General features: G+C 63.2%; 18 protein-coding genes. 13 read left to right on the forward strand and 5 right to left on the reverse strand.

Annotated elements, in window-relative coordinates; translation table 11 throughout:
• Positions 1–19: 19 nt before the first annotated feature.
• Entirely contained in the window at positions 20–1300 is a 1281-nt protein-coding gene (locus KX816_18490; protein QXQ06147.1) for a hypothetical protein, read from the forward strand.
• 94 nt (positions 1301–1394) lie between these two features.
• Positions 1395–2216 (forward strand): phytanoyl-CoA dioxygenase family protein, encoded by an 822-nt coding sequence (locus KX816_18495; protein ID QXQ06148.1) that lies wholly within the window; start codon positions 1395–1397, stop codon positions 2214–2216.
• A gap of 1 nt (position 2217) precedes the next feature.
• Here the strand turns inward: KX816_18495 and KX816_18500 are convergent, their stop codons facing one another.
• Positions 2218–2994 carry an AraC family transcriptional regulator gene (locus tag KX816_18500; protein ID QXQ06149.1) on the reverse strand — a complete coding sequence of 259 codons (777 nt, stop codon included), beginning with the start codon at positions 2992–2994 and terminating at the stop codon, positions 2218–2220.
• Positions 2995–3081: 87 nt separating this feature from the next.
• Here KX816_18500 and KX816_18505 point away from each other — a divergent pair, with 87 nt between their 5' ends.
• The 4 genes from KX816_18505 to KX816_18520 all read left to right on the forward strand — a co-directional run bounded on the left by KX816_18505 (position 3082) and on the right by KX816_18520 (position 7224).
• Entirely contained in the window at positions 3082–3840 is a 759-nt protein-coding gene (locus KX816_18505; GenBank protein QXQ06150.1) for a phytanoyl-CoA dioxygenase family protein, read from the forward strand.
• Positions 3837–5111, forward strand: a complete 1275-nt coding sequence (locus KX816_18510; protein QXQ06151.1) for a tannase/feruloyl esterase family alpha/beta hydrolase — start codon at positions 3837–3839, stop codon at positions 5109–5111. Before KX816_18505 ends, KX816_18510 begins: the two co-directional genes overlap by 4 nt.
• 125 nt (positions 5112–5236) lie before the next feature.
• A complete protein-coding gene (locus KX816_18515; GenBank protein ID QXQ06152.1) occupies positions 5237–6313 on the forward strand; it encodes an ADP-ribosylglycohydrolase family protein in 1077 nt (358 codons plus the stop codon).
• The gene (locus KX816_18520) at positions 6310–7224 is read left to right on the forward strand and encodes a ribokinase (protein ID QXQ06153.1); all 915 of its coding nucleotides are present in this window, start codon (positions 6310–6312) and stop codon (positions 7222–7224) included. Before KX816_18515 ends, KX816_18520 begins: the two co-directional genes overlap by 4 nt.
• Before the next feature lie 391 nt (positions 7225–7615).
• Here KX816_18520 and KX816_18525 read toward each other — a convergent pair whose 3' ends face one another.
• From KX816_18525 to KX816_18540, 4 genes are all read right to left on the reverse strand, one after another.
• Entirely contained in the window at positions 7616–9256 is a 1641-nt protein-coding gene (locus KX816_18525) for an IS66 family transposase (protein QXQ06154.1), read from the reverse strand.
• A gap of 70 nt (positions 9257–9326) precedes the next feature.
• Positions 9327–9674: an IS66 family insertion sequence element accessory protein TnpB gene (gene tnpB, locus KX816_18530; GenBank protein QXQ06155.1), complete on the reverse strand. Its 348-nt coding sequence runs from the start codon at positions 9672–9674 to the stop codon at positions 9327–9329.
• Entirely contained in the window at positions 9671–10024 is a 354-nt protein-coding gene (locus KX816_18535; protein ID QXQ06156.1) for a transposase, read from the reverse strand. Before KX816_18535 ends, tnpB begins: the two co-directional genes overlap by 4 nt.
• 528 nt (positions 10025–10552) lie before the next feature.
• Positions 10553–11779, reverse strand: coding sequence for a GGDEF domain-containing protein (locus tag KX816_18540; protein QXQ06157.1), 1227 nt, complete (start codon positions 11777–11779; stop codon positions 10553–10555).
• A 510-nt stretch (positions 11780–12289) separates the two neighbouring features.
• Between KX816_18540 and KX816_18545 the strand changes: the two genes are divergently transcribed.
• From KX816_18545 to KX816_18575, 7 genes are read left to right on the forward strand one after another with little or no spacing between them, the layout of a single operon-like run.
• Positions 12290–12856, forward strand: coding sequence for a gluconate 2-dehydrogenase subunit 3 family protein (locus tag KX816_18545; GenBank protein QXQ06158.1), 567 nt, complete (start codon positions 12290–12292; stop codon positions 12854–12856).
• On the forward strand, positions 12850–14412 hold the full coding sequence (locus KX816_18550) for a GMC family oxidoreductase (protein ID QXQ08668.1): 1563 nt from the start codon (positions 12850–12852) through the stop codon (positions 14410–14412). Before KX816_18545 ends, KX816_18550 begins: the two co-directional genes overlap by 7 nt.
• A gap of 20 nt (positions 14413–14432) precedes the next feature.
• Positions 14433–15749, forward strand: a complete 1317-nt coding sequence (locus KX816_18555) for a family 1 glycosylhydrolase (GenBank protein QXQ06159.1) — start codon at positions 14433–14435, stop codon at positions 15747–15749.
• A gap of 51 nt (positions 15750–15800) precedes the next feature.
• The gene (locus KX816_18560; GenBank protein ID QXQ06160.1) at positions 15801–17591 is read left to right on the forward strand and encodes a thiamine pyrophosphate-requiring protein; all 1791 of its coding nucleotides are present in this window, start codon (positions 15801–15803) and stop codon (positions 17589–17591) included.
• A complete protein-coding gene (locus tag KX816_18565) occupies positions 17588–18292 on the forward strand; it encodes an alpha/beta hydrolase (GenBank protein QXQ06161.1) in 705 nt (234 codons plus the stop codon). Before KX816_18560 ends, KX816_18565 begins: the two co-directional genes overlap by 4 nt.
• A gap of 3 nt (positions 18293–18295) precedes the next feature.
• Complete coding sequence (locus KX816_18570; GenBank protein QXQ06162.1) at positions 18296–19441, forward strand: alpha-hydroxy-acid oxidizing protein; 1146 nt, start codon at positions 18296–18298, stop codon at positions 19439–19441.
• A complete protein-coding gene (locus KX816_18575; GenBank protein QXQ06163.1) occupies positions 19438–20955 on the forward strand; it encodes a DUF1440 domain-containing protein in 1518 nt (505 codons plus the stop codon). The genes KX816_18570 and KX816_18575 overlap by 4 nt, the downstream gene beginning before the upstream one ends.
• Positions 20956–20995 lie beyond the last annotated feature (40 nt).

The following is a 20995-nucleotide window of genomic DNA, read 5'->3' on the forward strand; positions in this document are numbered from 1 at the left end:
CATCATTGACGGATAGCATGTGACCGAACCCGACAAAACCGCCCTTGATGAGGCCGCGCGCGCGATCTTGAAGGAGAACGATCGTGGCGGCTACACCGTGCCGAATGGTCGGGTATACCCGTTCCAGTGGAACTGGGATTCGGCGTTCGTCGCGCTCGGCTTTGACACTTTCGACCGTGACCGCGCCTGGACCGAGATCGAGACGCTGTTTCAGGCCCAGTGGGCGGACGGCTTCCTTCCCCACATCGTCTTTTGGCAGGACGACGCGGGCTACTTCCCCGGCCCCGACGTGTGGGGTGCCCAGCGTACGCCTCGGACATCCGGAATCACACAGCCACCGGTCGCCGCAACGGTCGTTCGGCGGCTCTGGGACAGCGCCGTCTCGGCTAGCAGCGCCGAAGCCTTCCGGATCCGCGTCGAAAAGCTGTTCGACCAGCTGCTGGCGTGGCACCGATGGTTCGCCGAAGTCCGTGATCCGGAAGGGCGCGGGGTGGTCGTCGCGATGCATCCTTGGGAGACGGGCCGCGACAATTCTCCGGAATGGGACGCCCCGGGAGAACTGATCGACGTTTCGAACGTGGGCGATTACATCCGTCGAGATACGGGGCATCTCGACGCTAAGATGCGCCCCACCAAACTCGAGTACGACCGTTACCTGGCGCTCGTCCAATACGGCCGTGCCCAGGGCTGGGATCACGCTCGCATCGCCACTAGCAATCCATTTCGCGTTGCGGACGTCGGGATGTCGATGATCCTTTTACGGGCCAATCGCGACCTGCTAGCGCTCGCCCGCATGCTCGGACGAGACAGCGGCGAGATCGTCGCTTGGATCGAACGTGCGGAGACGGGTATCGGCTGGTTGTGGGACGAGGCCGCAGAATGCTGGTGCTCGCGCGACCTGTTGACCGGGCGGTCTTCCGGGCTGGTGACCAGCGCCTCATTCCTGAGCTTCTACGCCGGACTCGCCGATCCGGGGCGTGATGCCGCCACAATAGGGCATATCGAACGGATCGTCGGGACAGTCCGCTACCTGATGCCGAGCCTTGATCCCGATGATCCCGGCTTCCAGATGATCCGCTACTGGCGCGGTCCCGTATGGGCCGTCGTCAACTGGATGATCGGCACTGGCCTCGCCGAGGCGGGTCAAGAACGCTGGGCCGCCAAGGTCCGCGACGATACCTGCGTCCTGATCGCCCGTCACGGCTTCTTCGAAGCCTTCAGCCCTGTTGACGGCACCTGCAGTGGCGGCGGTGACTTCTCATGGACAGCGGCGATCTGGCTGGTTTGGGCCAAGGGCTGACGGCGCGATGGACGCATATTATCCCGATCACCACATCGCTCCGCTGTCGGTCGCGTACCCTGCTTCTGCAGTGCCAAGCGACCTCGACGAATATTTGTTCGACCTGCGCGGCTATCTAATTCTTCCGGCACTGCTCAGTGCCGACGACCTGCGCGATGCGAATTCACGGATCGACGCGCTCCCGCCGCTGTCCCGCGGTGAATGGCACGGCTGGCTTCAACGCGAGGACCACCCTGATCATCGCGGCATCAGCTATCAGCAAGCCTATGAACTCGGGGGAGTATTCGAGCGACTGATCGATCACCCACGATACCTGAACTATGTTCTGCGGTTCCTTGGCGGACAGGACACCTATGATACCTATCACGGACCCGGCTTCGTCGACGAAAACTTCATTACGCTGCGCGGGCCCGGCGACGCCATTCCGGTGCATTCGGGCGGCCACGAGCGCGCCAAGCGGACGAGTTACGGCTATCACAATGGCCGCTTCGAGTGCGGCCAGATCAATGTCCTGACTGCGCTTACCGACATCGGACCCGGCGACGGCGCAACGATGGTTATCCCCGGATCGCACAAGTCGAACATCATCCATCCCGCGTTCCTGCGCCGCGACCGCAAACACGAATGGTCCTCCGCCGGCGGCGGCTCGGTAGACGGTGTCGAGGGCGCGATTGAGGTCCATCTGAAGGCGGGCGACGCCATCTTGTTCGTCGACGCGCTCTGCCATGGTTCGGCCCTGCGGCAGAAGCCGGGCGACCGGCGGATCAGCGTTTACCGCTACGGCTCGGCCTGGAACCGGACCCGTTTCGGTCACCAGCCCTCGCCCGAGCTGCTCGCACGGCTGAACCCGCTGGCGCGTCGTCTGATCCACCCCCGCGACCTGATCCGGCCGCCCGGCACGCCGCCACGTTGGTAGCTTAGCGATCCGGATCGACCGGAAGCAGATGTGCCGCCGCGCGGATTCCCGAGGGGCTGCTGCCAAGGACGCGCCGCACCGTCTTGTTGAAGTGCTGCGGATCCGGGATCCCGGCACGTTCGGCGATACGCCAAACTGGCAAGTCGGTCGATTCGAGCAGATAGCGCGCATGCTCGACGCGGCGCAGGAGCAGGCGATGCGGCACCGTCGTGCTGTAGCGCGAGCGGAATGCCCGTGCGAGATGGGCCTGGCCGCACCCGGCGGCGGCGGCGACGTCGGCGGCGCTTAGCGGCTCGGTGAACCGCTGGTCGATCAGCGCGGCGGCACGCTCGGCGACCCCGGGCCGGGCAAGTGGTTTGTCATCGGTGAGCTCGAGCAGCAACGTCTGTAGGGCAAGTCCGGCAAGCGTTGCTGCGGTCGACCCGCCGCGTGCATAAAGCGCCGCGATATGGGCCATCTTCTCGCGCGTGTCTTGGCGGCCCGTAATGTGCAGCGGCATCGACACGGTCTCACCTCGCGCCGCCGTGGTGAAATGAATGCACCAGTGTGCGCCTGGGGCATCGAGATCGTAGGCCGAGGCATCCCCAGCAGGGCTGATGGTTACGTCGCCGCGGGCGATCTGCCGTTTCCCGCCAGTCAGCCGAACTCGTCCCGTATAGTCGTGGCAATGCAGCGCATGCGTCGCGCCGAGATAGCGGGTCTCGTACCCGCGATCGGCGAGCGGGAACCGCCCGGCGACCGAGATCCGGGGGATGGAGGCAAGCGGCCAATCGAACATGCGATTTTATACCACAAAGGGATACTGGCGCCATAGGCGTTGCCCTGAAATCCCGCCATGATCAAAGCGACATCAGGAGAGCCTCTCATGACCGGCCTTAATTCGGAGCAATTGCAAGCCTACCAGGATCAGGGCTTCATTCATCTTCGCGGCCTGCTCTCGCCCGGCGAGGCTGCCGCCTACCGAACCGAGGTGCATGACATCGCGGCCTCGCAAGGGACGAAGGACGCGACATGGGCGAGCGTGCGCGGCAGCACCCAATTGATCCATTGTCACGACGTCCAATTCCGATCTGCCGCCTTTACGCGGTTGCTGGTCGACCCCCGGCTGACCGGCGTCGCCCAGGCGATCATCGGGCCGAATGTGCAGCTCCATCATACGAAGATGTTCGTGAAGCCGCCGGAGCGCGGCTCGCCCTTCCCCATGCATCAGGACTATCCGTATTTCCCCCACCGCGATCATTCAATGATTGCCGTCATTCTTCACTTCGATGATGCGAGCGAAGACAAGGGCTGCCTGCGGGTCTATCCAGGCAGCCACAAGCGGGGCGTACTGCCATCGCTCGGCGATGATCACCACCTGAGCGAGGATGAATTCCCGCTCACCGGGGCAACGCCCATCGCGGCGCGGGCCGGCGACGCGATCTTCTTTTCGTACCTGCTGGCACATGGCTCTGGTCTCAACATCTCGGACGAACCGCGCACCACCTTGCTGATCCAACTGCGCGACCCAAATGACGTGCCCTTGAAAGAGGGGCATGGTTCCCGCGGACAAGGCATGATGCTGGCCGGTGTCGACAGGTCGGCAGGCGCGTTCCGCTTCGCTTGGGAAAGCAAGGCTGCTTGAAGTTTGCCGCAATCTGGCTGCTGCCGCTCTTGCTCGGTCTTGCTCCAACGGACTCCTGCCGCGACCTCGCAAAGTTGAGCCGTCCCGGTCTGACCGTCACGGCAGCGAGGGATGGAAGTTCGTGCCGCGTCGAAGGTGTAGCTCGGCCGCGCCCGGCGAGCGCGATCCGGTTCGAACTCTGGCTCCCCCCGAAGGATCGCTGGAGCGGACGTTACTATCAGATGGGCAATGGGGGCTTCGCGGGACATATCGACCGTCCGGCGCTCGTTGCTGCCGCGGCTCGGGGCGATGCCGCAGCAGCAACCGATACAGGGCATGAAGGCGATGGCTTCGACGCAGGCTGGGCGGTCGGACGACCGGATCTTATCGTCGACTATGCCTGGCGTTCGATCAAGGTCACGTCGGATGCTGCACGGGCGATCGCGCGGGAGTACTATGACCGGATCCCAACGCGCCGTTATTACATGGGATGCTCGTTCGGCGGACGGCAGGCGCTGGTCGCCGCTACACGATGGCCAAACGACTGGGACGGAGTAATCGCCGGCGCGCCGGCGACCCGGTGGCCGGTTCGACTTCGCGCCTTCGGGCGCATACAGGCGGCACTACGTTCAGGTCGGATCGCGTCCAAGCAGGTCGAGCCGCTGATCGCAGCCGCTCGGCTCACCTGTCCGACGGCGGGCTATTGTGGCGCACGTGCGGCGGCGCTCGCATGCCGGGCAGGTGATAGGCGGCTGTGCCTGACAATGTATCAATCTCGGGCGATAGCAACGATCGAAAGGGCGGGTTATCCACTGACGGCTGCTGAGGCCGGTGAATGGCGTCGCTGGATCTTGGATCCCGATGCCACCGCGCCTTCACAAGCGGCATTCGGGCGACAAGCGTCCCGGCTAGCAGGATACGATCGAGATTTTGCGTTGGGCAGTCTCCGGACCTTCGCCGCGCGTGGCGGACGCGTGATTAGCTATTTCGGTACCGCGGACCCCGTCCTTCCGTCAGGTCGGGCGCTTGCGGACGCGGCCTCGATCGGCGCTCGAGATGATTTCTATCGTCTGTTCATGGTGCCAGGCATGGCGCATTGCCAGGGTGGCACGTCGGCTCCGGCGTTCGGCCAGTCGCTCGCTGCACCCGCGGCGGTGGATGATCCGGAGCATGACATACGCAGCGCACTGGAAGCATGGACTGAGCAGGGCGTTGCGCCGGACCGGCTGCTTGTGGTTGTTAACAGCGGTCGACGGGCCGTGGCGCTGTCGCCCGTCATCTTCCCGAGGTGACGAGACACTTATGAAGCGGCCCGATGCCGCGTGTTTTGCTTTCGTCAACACAGCGTTTCGATCAGCGTGCTGGCCATGATCCGATGACGCTGGGATAGCTGTTTTGAAGGCTAAGGTAGGTGAGCATGACGCTGTTGGACAAAGTTTACGGATGCCTGATCGGTGGCGCGATCGGCGACGCGATGGGGGCTCCTGCGGAGGATTGGCACTACAGCGACATCCGGCCGACGTTCGGCCGCATCGAGACCTTTCTGCCCCAGCCGGCGCGGTCGCGCGATGGAGCCCCGGGCCAGATCACCGATGACACGACCCTGCGGCACTACATGTGCTTGGCAATCATTCAGAAGCGGGGTCGGATCACACCGGACGACTATGCCGAGATCTGGCTGTCGACGCTCAATCCAGCGAGGCTTTTCTTCACCGAGCGCATCGTTGTCGAAAAGCTCAAGCTCGGCATGAGCCCGTGGGAAACGGGGCGCGGCCAGCCGCTGGCGGACGCGGCGATCATGGCGGTGGCGCCGGTCGGGATCATCAACGCAGGTAATCCGGCGCAGGCATATCAGGACGGGTTCAACCTATCATCCATTCATCAGGATGGCATCGAGCGTGACGCCGCCGCCGCGACCGCCGCCGGCTTTGCAGCCGCGTTTCTGCCTGATGCGACGGCGGCAAGCATGCTCGATGCCATGTACGACCATGGAACTTTCGACACTCGGCGACTCATCTCAATCGGCCGCGAACTTGCCAGCGACACGGGCGAGGTCGATCGATTCACCGAGCAGTTCTATCTGCGCTTTCTAGACCGATCATTTCCCAGGCCACCCGGTTGGGCGTGGGACAAAGATCGGACTGTAAGTCCGACCAGCCGCGAGGTGTTGCCGATCGTCGCAGGCCTGTTCGAGCTTTGCGGTGGACAGCCTGAGGCGTGCATTTCGGCGGGCTCAAGCTTCGGTCGTGATGCCGATACGATCGCGACCGTCCTCGGCGGTCTAAGCGGCGCTTTATGCGGGGCGGCGGCGATCCCGGCGGACTGGATCGCTGCGTCGGAAGCAGCCAATACTGACTTTTTCCATGAAGTTTCGCCCAACTGCGTTACAACGTTTTTGACGACGGCCGGTGATCTTGTTGAAGCACTTAAGTCGGAACGGGATCGGACGGCAGATCGGCTCGCATGGCTTGACCGACTTGTTGCTCAGGCATGAGGCTTGCTGCAGCGACCGTCTCCGTCCTGGGCAGCATCAATCTAGACGTAGTGTTTCGCGTAGCGCGATTGCCGCGCCGCGGCGAGACGCTCTCGGCATCGAGCATGATGCGGAACATGGGCGGGAAAGGTGCCAACCAGGCAGTCGCTGCAGCACGCGCCGGAGCGACGGTACGGATGTCCGGAGCGGTTGGCGATGATATCGAAGGCCGCATGCTGGTGCAAATGCTGCAGCAGGAGGGCATCGACTGCAGCGAAATCCGATATGTTGCCTCCGCTCCGACTGGCACCGCCTACATAGCCGTCGACGACCTCGGAGAGAACCACATCGTCGTTTCTGCCGGCGCGAACGCCGTTGGTGAAATGGAAGTGGTGACCGAAGCTCGCGTTCTCCTCGCTCAACTTGAGACGCCGCTCGCTTCCGTCGCGGCCTTTCTCTCTAATCGGCGAGCAGGCTCGGTCACCGTCCTGAATGCGGCGCCGTTCCACGGCGACGCGTTTGCCTTGCTCACACTCGCTGATATCGTCGTTCTGAACGAGATCGAACTTGCCGGGTACTGCCGCGAGCGGGACCCGCCACGATCGCCCCGGCACGCAGCCGAAATGGCCGTCACCATACTGAACGGGGACGATCAGCGTATCGTCGTCACTCTAGGCAAAGCGGGCTCGGTGACCGTCGATCGCCAAGGAGTGTCGTTCGCGTCAGCCGGCGTTGCGGACGTCGTCGATACGACAGGCGCCGGCGACTGCTTTTGTGGTTTTCTTGCCGCCGGTATGGCCGCCGAGAGGACGCTGGCTACATCGATCGCGGATGCACATCGAGCCGCTGCGATCTCGGTCGGGCGATCGGGTGCCGCATCGTCGATCCCGTTTTTCGGAGAGCTATCGGCGGCACGTTGGCCCGTTGCCTGATCATCGATTGCAAACCGGGCCGACGTTCACGTCCCGTGCAAGCGTCTGCGGTGTGCAAACGGCAGAGCGTTACGCCAGGTGCAGGCAATTCGCGGAGCGATCAAGGGCGTACCAGCGCGAACAGGCCGCTCTACGAGACCTTGATGGATAGGTTGTCGAGCGGACCAGCTCTTTACGCAGGTTAAATCCCGACCAGCCTGGCTTTGTGGTTGTTAGCATCAGGCCTAGGTCTGGAGACTAGGGGCCGATGATCACAGTGCCGAACGCGGCGATGCCGATGCTCGCGATGTGGGCACCTCCCGGCAATGCATCCTCCACGCAGTCAACTATGCTATTTAACGCGGTCGCCGGGTACGCATCCGGTGAGGGCCGCAGGGTCGCTGCGACACGCTCAGGCGGCTTGAGCGAGCGGCACGTCTGAGGTGTCGGGTCGCCAGTTCCACGGGAGCAGTTCGGCGAGGCGCTGCTGTGGGAGGTCGGCGATGCGGGCGAGGACATCGGCGAGCCACGCTTGCGGGTCGATATCGTTGAGCTTGGCGGTGACGATGAGCGAGTACATGAACGCAGCGCGCTGTCCGCCGCGGTCGGAGCCGGCGAACAGCCACGACTTCCTGCCGAGGGCGACACCGCGCAAGGCTCGTTCGGCGGCATTGTTGGTCAGGCAGATCCGTCCATCGGCAAGGAACCGGGTGAACGCGGGCCAGTCCTTGAGCATGTAGTTGATCGCCACCGCGACCGGATTATGCCGGGCAAGCGTCGCACGCTGCTGGCGCAGCCAGTGTTCGAGCTCGGTTACGATGGGCGTGACGAGTTCCTGACGCACGGCGAGCCGCCCTTCGGCGGTCTTGCCGCAGATCGCGCGTTCGATGTCGAAGATACGGTCGATCCGCGCCACCGCCTCGAGCGCCAATGGCGAGATCACCGGGGCAATGTCGGGCTTGCGCTTCACCTGGGTGGCGACGTCGGCGAGAACGAAGAACTTGCGCCGTGCGTGTGCCCAGCACAGCGCGCGGGTGACCTGCCCGGCTGAGCGCCCCGGCTTGAACAGCTCGTTGTACCCGGCATAGGCGTCGGCCTGCAGGATGCCGTTATAGTGGGCCAGATGATCACGCGGATGCTCACCGCGCCGGTCGCGCGAGTAGTGGAACAGCGCTGCTGGAGGGGCTGGGCCACCGAATGGCCGGTCATCGCGGATATAGGTCCAGATGCGACCGATGTCGGTCTTGACCTTGGCCAGCACGGGCACCGTGGTATCGTCGCCGTGCAGGCGCTCGGCGGCGAGGACGTGGGCCTCGATCAACCGATGCAGTGGTTTAAGCGCGGCGGTGCAGGCGCCGACCTGGTCGGCCAGCGTCGACAGGCTGAGATCGACACCTTCATGCGCATAACGGTCGCGTTGCCGGTTTAACGGCTGGTGCTGCCCGAACTTCTCGAACAACAGCATCGCCAGCATACTTGCGCCGAACAGCCCCCGCGGGGTGACGTGGAACGGTGCCGGCGGCTGGCTGACGCGCTCGCAGGCCCGGCAGGCGAAGCGCTCGCGCACCGTCTGGATGACCTTCCACCGGCGCGGGATCACCTCAAGGGTCTCGGTGACATCCTCGCCGAGCTTCGACAGGCGGTCCGAGCCGCAGCCGGCGCAGCAGGTCGGGCTCGGGATCACGACACGCTCGCGCGGCAGGTGCGCGGGCAGCGGTTGCCGCGACGGTAGGGCGCGGACGAACGCGGTGACGGTCGTGGTCTTCGCGGCAGCACGTGCGGCGGCGGCTTCGTCGGCAGCGGCGGTCGCCTCGGCCTCCTCGAACACCAGCTCCATCTGGTCGATCAATCGCCGGCTGCGCTCCGAACGCTGGCCGAACCGGTCGCGCTTGAGCATCGCGATCTGGAGCGCCTGAAGGGCGATGCGGGCCTCAAGGTCGGAGTTGATCGCGCGAGCGTTGGCGGCGTCGGCCCGGGCGACGGCGGCATCGCTTCGTGCCTCGTCAAGCGCCTGTCGGAGCGCAATAATATCGGCGGGAGACAACGCTTCCATCGCCCCACAACCTAGCAAAATCGCGAGGAACCGTGAAGCGTTTTGGCGTCGTCTGGCTTGGGAAAAGACCCTATCCCGCAGCGCTTGGCCGCCATGTATGCTGCGGGTTACGCCAGTCGATGCCCTCCAACATGCACGCCATCTGCGACGCCGAGATCGCGACGACACCGTCGGTCGCGGAAGGCCAGACGAAGCGACCGCGGTCGAGCCGCTTCGCATAAAGCGACGTGCCGAGGCCGTCGTGCCACAGGATCTTCACTAGGCCACCGGTGCGTCCGCGGAAGATGTACAGGTCGCCCGCGTGCGGGTCGCGGCGCAGCCCCTGCTGCACCTGCAGCGCCAGCCCGTGCATGCCTTTACGCATATCGGTGTGACCGGTTGCGAGCCAGATCCGGACGCCACCCGGGACCGGGATCACCGCGCCAGCGACCGCAACACCGCCGTTACCAGCTTTGCCGGCGCGTCCGCCGCGATCCGCACGACCGAGCCACCGATCTCGACCAGCATCGCCGGCGGCGGTGATGATGCTGGCGCGACATCGCGGGGGTCGGCGCTGACAACGACCGGCGCAAAGCCCGCGCCCGCGTGGCCAGCGCCGTACAGGTCGCGACGCCACCGATAGATCTGGCTCGGTCGGACATCCGCGGCCCGCGCCACCTCAGCGACAATCGCGTCGGGCGCAAACGCCGCATCGATCAAGGCCCGCTTCTGCTCGTCGCTCCACTGGCGACGACGCTCGACACCCGAATATACCGTGACCTGGCCCATCGCACCGTCGCTAACACTGGTGCAAACACCGTCGCTTGCACCAGTGCTACGTCACCGCAGCCGTCAAATCACTCAAGGCGGCCCTCACCGGAAGCGTACGTCGCCGGTGACGTCGCAGGCCATTGATGTTGCACCAACGTCGCTCAGAGCTCCACGACACGGACGACGATTTTTTGTCCCGCCCGCTTCGATAGCCGCGTACACCTCGCTGTTCGCTACAACACCTTGGGCGGCCCTGATTAGACGGACGTTAGGCGGTGCAGTCACCGACGACCCTCTAAGGGGGAGACCGACTTTAATCCTGTGCCATCCCGCTTTTGCCGTTCGCAGTGCGGTCTCACCAGTTTGTCAGGCTTGTGGCCGGAACTCATATCTTCCGCGACGTAGATTTTTGCATGCATATCGTAACCACCCATCGCTGACAGCGAAGTTTGTGATCTACAAGGGTCAGGTGCGAACATTGGACAAAATTAATTTCGCGCATTGAAAGCATCGTGGGCATTCTCTTCAATCAAGTCGGATATTCGATCAAGTCGGATCTTCGATCACCCCCGCCACAGCCGCCCCGCGACGATCTTCACGTTTTGCCAGCAGCAGCGCTTCGTCCGCGATCGCGATCAGTCCATCCAACGTCACATTACTCGGGCCAGCGACTGCGAAGCCGGCGCTAACACCGACGTGGATGACGTGTCCCTTGGCGGTATAGGGAGCGCAGATGACGCTGCACAACCGCTGCGAGTAAAGTCGTACCTCGTGATGACTGCGCGCCGCGCGTTGCGCGACGACGAACTCATCGCCGCCGGTGCGGGCGGCGACATCGCCTGGCCCGATGACCGAGCGCACCCGTTCCGCCACTTGGCGCAGCAGGTCGTCGCCGGCAGGGTGACCAAAACGGTCATTGACCGGCTTGAAATGGTCGAGATCGAGACAGTGGACGGCAAGCCTCACGTCGTCGTGGTCGTTGAACTTCATGATCCGATCGAAACTCTCGCGAAGCCCGAGGCGGTTCGCGAGCCCGGTCAGGACATCGTGCCGCGCCACGGTCGCCATATCATCGCGCTGGGTAATCTGACCCGCCGCGACTCTATAACCGCTCCACACGCTCTCAACGCTGCCCAGTAGGAACACGGCATAGATCGCGGCCACAAGATAATCTCCGGAACGGCCGTTCAGCACCGCCGCGGCCACGACAGGCACCGCGGCAAGCAGCAGCGATACCGTGCACATTCGGGGTCGCACCAATCCGCGAACGATCACGCCAGCGCAGTAGCCGAACATCAGGGCGGCTGCGAGAGACTGAGACACCGCTGATGGGCGGCTGAAGTTCACCGCCGCGAGACCGCCAACCGCAATTGAGAAGACCCACGTGCAATAAGCGTAGCCGCGCTCCCACTGCCTCGCCTGCGCAACCGTAAGGGCCCGCTCCGACCGTCGGTCCCGAAAGGCGTATAATAAGAGCATTTTGACCGCCGACGCTGCGGCGCCGGTCACGCCGACGCTTGCCGCCAAGACGGCGATCAGGCCCGTCGAGGTACGGTAGGAGACCGCCGCCACAGTGATGAAGATCATTGCCATGATGAGCGTTGGCCAGAGCACGAGAAAGAGGGCGGACACCAGCTCGACGTATACGCCGTCCGGCTCGGAGCCGGGATCAAAGTAAGCTTGCATTTTTCGTGTTCGCATGGCGGCGGTTAAAAAGGATGAAGAGAGGCTCGCAGACATACGATTTTGGTCACGCGCCCCATTCAACGTCATTGCCTAACGTGCGAGCAGGATCGTAAACTAGGGCGACCAAGCCGTATTAGGCCGAGGGGAGTTTGCAAGTTAGGCGTTCGCCTAATCCGCCTCCGAACCGCCTTATTCAACCTGAAGCGAGCGACGATAGTCCACGTCAGGTCGTGGCTACATAGCAGCTGCAAAATATGGCCTACGCAAACGAGCCGATCGCGTGCCGGTTGCGGGGGCGTTGCATTCGCCATCACCTTTTCATGCTACATCTTCGGAGTTATTGCGCTTTTTGGTCGCCGCTTGGCTCGATTAACGGTTTAGCGCCGTTGCACCTGAAACCGAACGGAGCGAGTTTTCGTGCGGTCAAGTATGCTTGTCGCTTCGCGTTGATGCGGTATCGCCCGCTGACAATGAAAGCCTCGGTCATGTTCGATGGTCTCGCCTCTGAATCGACGGTCGCGCCACATGAGCGTTAACCCGACTTTTGACTGTGCCTGGCCCACCGGAACGGTGACAGACCTAATCGACGGCCCGTTCATGACGCCTGCGACCAGCACGGCGCTTCGCACACGGCTGGACTCTAAGCCGCGAACCGGTGTCGCAGTTTTCGACGCCGGCCAGTTCAAAGCTTTGGAAGCGATCGCGGCGCGGCTTCTGCCCCAAGGTGGACGCTCCGCACCGATCGACCATGCGCGCGAAATGCACGACCGGTTGGCTAGTGGCAGCGGCGACGGCTGGCGTTTTGCGAAGCTTCCGAACGACATCGAGGCGCATCAGCGCGGTCTTTCCGCCGTCGACGCGGCAGCGGACGCCGGTTACGGCAGGACATTCGCGCAATTGTCGGTATCCCAACAGGACGATCTACTTCGTGAGATCCAGTTCGGCCGCGTGAGTGCTCCCGGTTGGGGAGAGCTTGATCCGGCGCTGTGGTTCACGGAGCTGTTGTCGCTGCTCGTCGACATCGATTATTCGCATCCTGCCGCTCAGGAAGAAATCGGCTACCTCGGGATGGCTGACGCTCGCGGCTGGCAGGATGTCGGCATCGGCGCGCGAGCGCCGCACGAGCCCGAGCCCTTGGCGAAAGAAACATCATCCCAATCATGACCAATCGTTTTGCGGCCAACGACCCTGTCGATGCTGTCGTCATCGGAACGGGCGCAGGCGGCGCACCGCTGTTGGCCAGGCTAGCCGCCGCCGGGCTCAAGGTCGTGGCTCTCGAGGCTGGTGTCCACTGGTCACCCGCGGCCGACTTCGCGACCGACGAAGAGGCTCAAAACAAGCTTTTTTGGATGGACGAACGGTTGAGCGGCGGTGATGACCCGCTGGCTTTCGGCAAGAACAATTCGGGTATCGGCGTCGGCGGCTCGACGCTTCACTACACGGCATACGTGCCGCGCGCGCAGCCAGACGATTTTCGCCTCCGGACGGAATTCGGCGTCGGTGCGGACTGGCCGATCGACTACGACGACCTGGCCCCCTATTATGACGAGATTGAGGCTTTTCTCGGCGTTTCGGGCCCTGCGCATTATCCGTGGGGGCCGCCGCGCGCTACAAGCTACCCGCTCGCGCCGCTGCCGCTGAACGGTGCCGCCCAATTGATGGAGCGGGCGTGCGGCACCCTTGGTATCCGCACATCGGCGGCCGCCAACGCCGCGCTGTCGGGGTCGTATTTTCAGCCCGGCGTCGGATGGCGGCCTGCGTGTAGCAATCGCGGTTTCTGCCAGGCGGGCTGCTCAACCGGCGCCAAGGCGAGCATGGATGTCACGTATATCCCGCTTGCTCTGATGCACGGTGCCGAGTTGCGCACCGAGTGCTTCGTGACAAGTTTCGAACGTAATCGGACAGGTGCGGTAACCGGCGTGGTGTATACCCACAGGGGCGCCGAGCACCGCCAGAAATGCGTTCACGCCTTTCTGTGTGCAGGTGCAATCGAGACGCCACGGTTGTTGATGATCAATGACATGGCAAATGCCAGTGGCCAACTCGGCAAGAACTTCATGGCGCACACAGGCATGCAGGTTTGGGGATCGTTCGACGATATGATCCGCCCGTACAAGGGCATTCCCGGCGGCTTGATCTCGGAAGATACGCACCGTCCTGCCGACGCCGACTTCGCCGGAGGCTACTTGCTCCAATCGATCGGCGTCATGCCTCTGACCTATGCCGGCCAGATAGCGCGCGGTCGCGGATTATGGGGCGAGGATCTAAGGCGGCACATGCGCGGCTATAATCATGTCGCTGGCATCAACATTCTCGGCGATTGCCTGCCTCACAGCGGTAATGAAATGGTGCTTTCGGATGAACTCGACGCACGTGGCCTTCCTAAGCCGCTGATCCGTTTCACGGCTGGCGACAATGAACGCCGCCTTACCGCCCACGCCGAGCGTGTCATGCGGCAGATCTGGGACGCCGCGGGTGCGCACGACGTCTGGTCGTTCGACCGTTTCGCCCATACAATCGGCACCGCGCGAATGGGTGACGATCGCGCGACCTCGGTTGTCGACGCCGACGGTAGGGTCCACGACGTCCCCGGCCTGACAATCTGCGACAATTCGGTGTTCCCGAGTGCGCTCGCCGCGAATCCCGCGCTGACGATCATGGCGCTGTCGCTGCGAACTGCGGACCGCTTCCTGAGCCGGAACAAGCGTGGAGACACCTGATGGCCACTGGTTTTCTCGATATGGTCAAGCGCAAGTTCGGTGACGGCAACTACGCCGGGGACGAGTTCGGCGGTGCGCGCGGTGGCGACGGCAGCGGCCTGCCTACGGGCAATGCTAGCAACTTCATGTTCGCAACGGGTATCGAATGCTCCAATCCTACCATCGACAATGGGCGCACGCGGCGCGACCAGTTGCTCGAATGCGGTCATTACGATCGCTGGCGTGACGACCTGCGCCTGACCTCCGAGCTCGGCATCAAGGTCTTGCGCTACGGCCTTCCGATCCACCGTGTCTGGCTGGGGCCGGGCAAGTTCGAATGGGAGTTCGCCGATCTTGTGATGGCCGAAATCAAGCGGCTGGGCATCACCCCGATACTCGATCTCTGCCATTTCGGAGTTCCGGACTGGATCGGCAATTTCCAGAACCCCGACTTCCCCATGCTTTTCCACGGTTATTGCGATGCCGTTGCGGAACGCTATCCATGGGTGCGCTATTACACGCCGGTCAATGAAATCTACGTCAATGCGCGCCTGTCGGCGAAAGACGGGTTGTGGAACGAGCAGCGCAAGGATGATCGAAGCTTTGTCAATGCACTCAAACATTGCGTTGCCGCCAGCATTCTTGGCAATCAGGCGATTGCGGCGCGCCGTCCGGACTGCGTCATCGTGCAGTCGGAAAGCGCCGAGTATCTGCATGAGGCGCGGGCGACGGTTTCCGACGCGGTGCGGCTGCAGAACAAGCAGCGCTTCATCGCGCTCGACCTGCTCTACGCTTTTCCGTTCGACGCCGAGGTCGACCACTGGATGGCAGACAACGGGCTGACGCGCGAGGAATACGACTGGTTCATGGCCGGCGAGCCGCCGGGGTATCAGATCATGGGCAACGATTATTACGGGCACAACGAACGCATTCTGAAGCCCGACGGCGGGATGTGCCCAGCCGAAGATGTGCTCGGCTGGTACAACATCACACGCGCCTATCACGATCGCTACAAAAAACCCGTTATGCACACCGAGACGAACGTCTTCGACGCTGCCGCCGCGCCGACTTGGCTGTGGAAGCAGTGGATGAATGTCCTGAAGATGCGCCGCGACGGAGTGCCGGTACTCGGTTTCACTTGGTACAGTCTAATCGACCAGATCGACTGGGATACGGCGCTTGGCGTCAAGAACGGCAACGTCAACCCATGCGGCCTCTACGATCTCGACCGCAATCCACGCCCGGTTGCAGCTGCCTATCGTATGCTGCTCGAGGAGTTCGGGCAGATTACGATCGTACCGCATGGCGAGTTGTTCGAAACGACGACGATGCCGGCCAAGCTCAAGGTTGAGGTCTGAACAATATATCCGGGCGTTCAGGTTAAATCAGATACATGAATTGAGGCGACCATGACCGAGACTGTTGGCGATTTTATCATCGAACGACTTCACGACTGGGGCGTCCGGCTGATGTTCGGCTACCCGGGCGACGGCATCAACGGTACCTTTGCCGCTTTGCAGCGTGTTGAAGGGCGGATCGGCTACGTTCAGGCGCGGCACGAGGAAATGGCGGCGTTCATGGCATCGGCGTATGCTAAGTTCAGCGGCACGATGGGCGTCTGCATTTCGACCGGCGGCCCGGGCGCGTCGCATATGGTCACCGGACTGTACGATGCGAAGCTCGACCACCAGCCGGTTTTGGCGATCACTGGTCAGGCCGCGCAGACTGTCCGGGGCGCCCATTACCAGCAGGAACTCAATCTCGACCGCCTGTTCGCCGACGTTGCCGATTATGTCCAGGAGGTCGTCGCTCCAGCGCAGACGCGTCATGTTATCGACCAGGCATGCCGTGTCGCCCAGGCCAATCGCGCGCCGACCGTCGTCATCTTGCCCGCCGATTTGCAGATGCAGGCCATGGAGCAGCCGATGCGTGAACATGGTTTCGTCCGGTCGGGTGTTGGCTATGCTTATCCTAAGATCGTGCCCTACGACACCGAACTGAGCCATGCGGCGGCGGTGCTCAATGCTGGTACAAGGGTCGCTATCCTGATCGGCGCGGGCGCGATGCACGCGCACGACGAGGTTATTGCGGTTGCTGACGCACTCGGGGCCGGCGTTGCCAAGGCGCTTCTCGGCAAAGCGGCGCTGCCCGACGACCTGCCGTTCGTCACCGGTACCATCGGGTTGCTCGGCACTGAGCCATCGTCGAATATGATGGACGAATGCGACACGTTGCTAATGGTGGGCACCAGCTTTCCTTGGGCGGAGTTCCTGCCCAAAGACGGTCAGGCGCGCTGTGTCCATATCGACATCAAGGCGCAAACACTCGGGATGCGCTATCCAAGCGAGGTCAATCTTCATGGCGATAGTGCCGAAACTCTGCGCGCGCTGCTCCCCCTGCTGACCCGAAAGACGAACCGGTCCTGGCGGAACAAGATCGAAGCCGATGTTGCCGACTGGTGGACGACGATCGAGAACCGTGCTTTCATGCATGCGACGCCGGTCAACCCGCAGCGTGTCGTTTGGGAAATGTCGCCCCGCCTGCCTGCCAACGCGATCATCACCAGCGACTCAGGCAGTTGCGCCAACTGGTATGCCCGCGATCTCAGGATCAAGCGCGGCCAGATGGCGTCGTTGTCGGGTGGCCTCGCGTCGATGGGTGCAGCGGTGCCCTATGCGATCGCCGCTAAATTCGCCCATCCCGACCGACCGGTAATCGCACTGGTCGGCGACGGTGCGATGCAGATGAACAACATGGCCGAGTTGATCACTGTCAAGAAATATTGGCGTGACTGGATCAGCCCGACGTGGATCTGCTGTGTGTTCAACAACGAGGACCTGAACCAAGTGACGTGGGAGCAGCGCGTCATGCTCGGAGAGCCGCGCTTCGACGCGACGCAACTCATTCCTAACGTCGCGTATTCAAAGTTCGCCGAGTCGCTTGGTTTGAATGCAATCTATGTTGACGATCCCGACGCGCTTGGAGCGGCGTGGGATGCGGCGCTGGCGAGCAACTGTCCGACAGTGATCGAAGTGAAGACCGATCCCGAGGTGCCGCCGCTGCCGCCGCACATCAGCTTCGAGCAAGCACGCAAGTTTATGTCGACTATGCTGAAGGGCGACACCGGCGGCGCGCATCTGGTCGTCGAATCAGCGCGGCAGGTGCTGAGCGACGTGCTTCCGGGAGATCGCCGGACATGAACCGACCGCGGCTGGTTTTCGCACATTATTTCGGCGGGTCGTCGCGATCCTGGGCTGCGCTCGTCGACGCGATCGGCGGCGACATTGACTGTATCGTCCCCGACTTGCCGGGTTTCGGCGGTACGCCGGCGCCGCGCGACCTGTCTCTAAACGGCTATGCCGATGCATTTTCGACAATTGCTGGCGATACACCGTTCGTCGCGGTCGGCCATTCGATGGGCGGCAAGATCGCTCTAGCCCTAGCGGCGCGGCGACCGGTCGGGCTGACCGGATTGATCCTCCTTGCCGCGTCACCGCCAACTCCCGAGCCGATGTCCGATGCGGACCGGCAGGCGAACCTCGACGCTTTTGGCAACCGCCTGATCGCACGCAAGAACCTCGGCTCAATCGGCAGCCGCTTGTCGCCACAGGCGTTGAGCATTGTGGTCGATGACGAACTACGCGTTGCCGAACCGGCGTGGCGGTGGTGGCTCGAACACGGCAGCCGTGACGACATTTCGGCAGCAACGCGCTGTATTACGCTCCGTACGCTGGTCGTCAGCGGCGATGACGACCAAGTCATGGGCGAAGCGACGGCGCCGGCAATTGCTCGCGGTCTGACCGGCGCGACATTACGTATTGTACCCGACGCCGGACACCTGCTCCCGCTCGAACGCCCGCAGGCCACGGCCGCCCTGATCCGTGACTTCATCGAGGTCTGAGCCATGGACGCGATCAACATCGACGACTTGCGGCGCACCGCGCAGTCGCGGCTGCCAAAACCGGTTTACGAGTATGTCGCAGGCGGATCGTATCGCGAACTGACCCTCGCCCGCAATCGCGCAGATCTTGACGCGTTGACGTTCTCCGGCACAACGATGAACGACGTCTCGCATATCAAGACAGCGACCAGCCTTGCAGGCGACGCCGCAAGCATGCCGCTAGCGCTCGCCCCCGTCGGCATGGTCGGAATTGTCTGGCCTGATGGCGAGCTCCTTGCGGCGCGCGCGGCAGAGGCGGCGGGGTTGCCGTTCTGCCTGTCGGGCTTTTCGATTGCGTCGATCGAAGATGTCGCCGCGGCGACGACCCGACCGTTCTGGTCACAACTTTATATGATGAAGCAGCGGTCGGTAAATGAGAATCTTATCCGCCGCGCCGATGCCGCCGGCTGTTCGGCGCTTGTAGTGACGCTCGACGTCCACGTCCACAGCCAGCGCTGGGCCGATAACCGCAACGGCCTAACCTCGCCGATCCGGGTGACCGCTGGCAACGTCGTCAACATACTCGGCCACCTGCCATGGCTCGTCCATATGCTCTCGAGCCGCCGCTGGACTTTCGCGACGATGGCGCAGGAACACCCGGAGGCGAAAAACGTCTTGGCGCTTGCGGCGTGGGTCAATGCCAATCTCGATGCGTCGATCGACGCCGAGACGATCCGCTGGGTACGGTCGCTGTGGCCCCGCAGGCTCATTCTCAAGGGTATCCTGACGGTCGACGACGCGCGCCGGGCGGTCGATCTCGGTGCCGATGCCATCGTCGTCTCGAACCATGGCGGCCGTCAGCTCGACGGCGCGCCGTCGACGATATCGGTGCTTCCCGCAATTGCGCGCGCCGTCGGCAGCGAGGTGGAGGTGCTTTGGGACAGCGGCGTGCTGACTGGCTTCGACATCGTCCGCGCTATGGGCCGCGGTGCGCATGGCTGCCTCAGCGGCAGGGCGTGGACGTACGGGTTGGCCGCGCACGGTGGCAAGGGCGCAACCAGGGCGCTCGATCTGCTGCGCCAGGAACTGCTAGATTGTATGGCGCTGACCGGCACGCGCGACATCACCGACCTCGCCCCGGGGCTGGTCACCACGGAGCAACCGCTATGAACCGGCTAGCATCGACGATCTACGCGAGCACCGACACGCCGCTCGGCAACGGCGCATTTACTGCCAGTGGGCAGCTCGTCGTTAGTCATCATCCGATGTACGAAACGCCGCACCGCGTATCGATCTTCGAGGCCGACGGGTCACTATCACCTTTCCCTAATCTCGCGTGGAATACGCCGGGAGATGAGCCGATGGCCTATCTCGACGCGGTGCTCGGTTTACACGATGACAGCCAGGGTCGAATCTGGCTCGCAGATATGGGAACGCGCTCCCAGATCCAGCCCAAACTCGTGGTCTGGGACACGCGCGCCGATGCTCTGTGGCGGGTAATACCCTTGCCTCCCGAGGTGACGACACCGTTCTCCGAGCCTAACGACTTCGTCGTCGATGAGGTACGCGGCAAGGTCTATATAGCCGACGAGGGCGCTGGCGGCGGCGGCGACGGCAGCCGGGCCGCGCTCATCGTGGTCGATATAGAGACCGGCACGGCCGAACGGCGGCTCGAAGGAGCTGAAGGGATCATGGCTGAGCGCCGGCCGCTGGTCATCGACGGCAAAAGGATCGAACGCAACGAACTCGACGGCTCGCGCACCGCGCTTCACGTCGGTGTCGACGGTATCGTCATGGACCGCGCCGGGCGCTGGCTGTATTTGTCGCCACTCAACGGTCATTCGTTATGGCGGCTGCAGGTCGCCGATTTGCTCGACCCGGCGCTCGATGACGCGGCGCTAGCAGCAAGGCTCGAACGCTATGCCGACAAGCCGAACTCGGGTGGCATGTGCATGGACGAGGATGATAATGTCTATCTGACGGTGATCGAGACAAACGCCATCGGGCGTGTCTCCAGCATCGACCGCAGCTACGACGAGCCCGTTAAGCGCGACGATATGTTCTGGCCCGACGGATTAATGCGCGGCCCGGATGGGGCGATATACTGCGTCTGCACCCAATTGCCGCGCTCGCCAGCGCTGGCTCGACCCGGCGATCGTCTCGATTTGCCGTTCAAGGTTTTCCGTTTCGATCCGCGCCCGGCGGAACTGCCGGGTGTCGCCGCGCGCGCAGCCGCCGGAGCACTCGCCGGCATCGTATCATCGGCGGCGGTGATGGTATTCCAGAGCGCGTGGGGACTTACCAAGCTGCCGCCGGCTCCCGACGGTCTGGTGTCACCACCAGAGAAGGTCGCCGTAATCGTCAGCCAAGCAGCCGGTCATCGACTCGGCCCCAGCGAGGCCCGCGTCGGCGGTACAGTCGTGCATTTCGCGACAGGGGTCGGTCTGGGTGCGCTATATGGCGTGCTAAGCGATCGCTGGCCGGCTGTCAGGAGGGGCGGCGGGACGCTCTACGGCCTCGGCGTATGGACCATTGTTGGCGAGACGGGTCTCGCACTGGCCGGCCTGAAGCCACCGCCGTGGCGCATCGACGCCGCACGCCATGGGCTAGAAGCCATGTCGCACATCGTTTTCGGCATCACGCTTGAAGCTGCTTTGACCCGAATCTTGCCAAAGCGGATGTGACCCACCTGAGGGCCTGGACTAGCACCGAGCGTAGCTGATC

The sequence above is a fragment of the Sphingosinicellaceae bacterium genome (assembly GCA_019285715.1).
GTDB lineage: Bacteria > Pseudomonadota > Alphaproteobacteria > Sphingomonadales > Sphingomonadaceae > Glacieibacterium.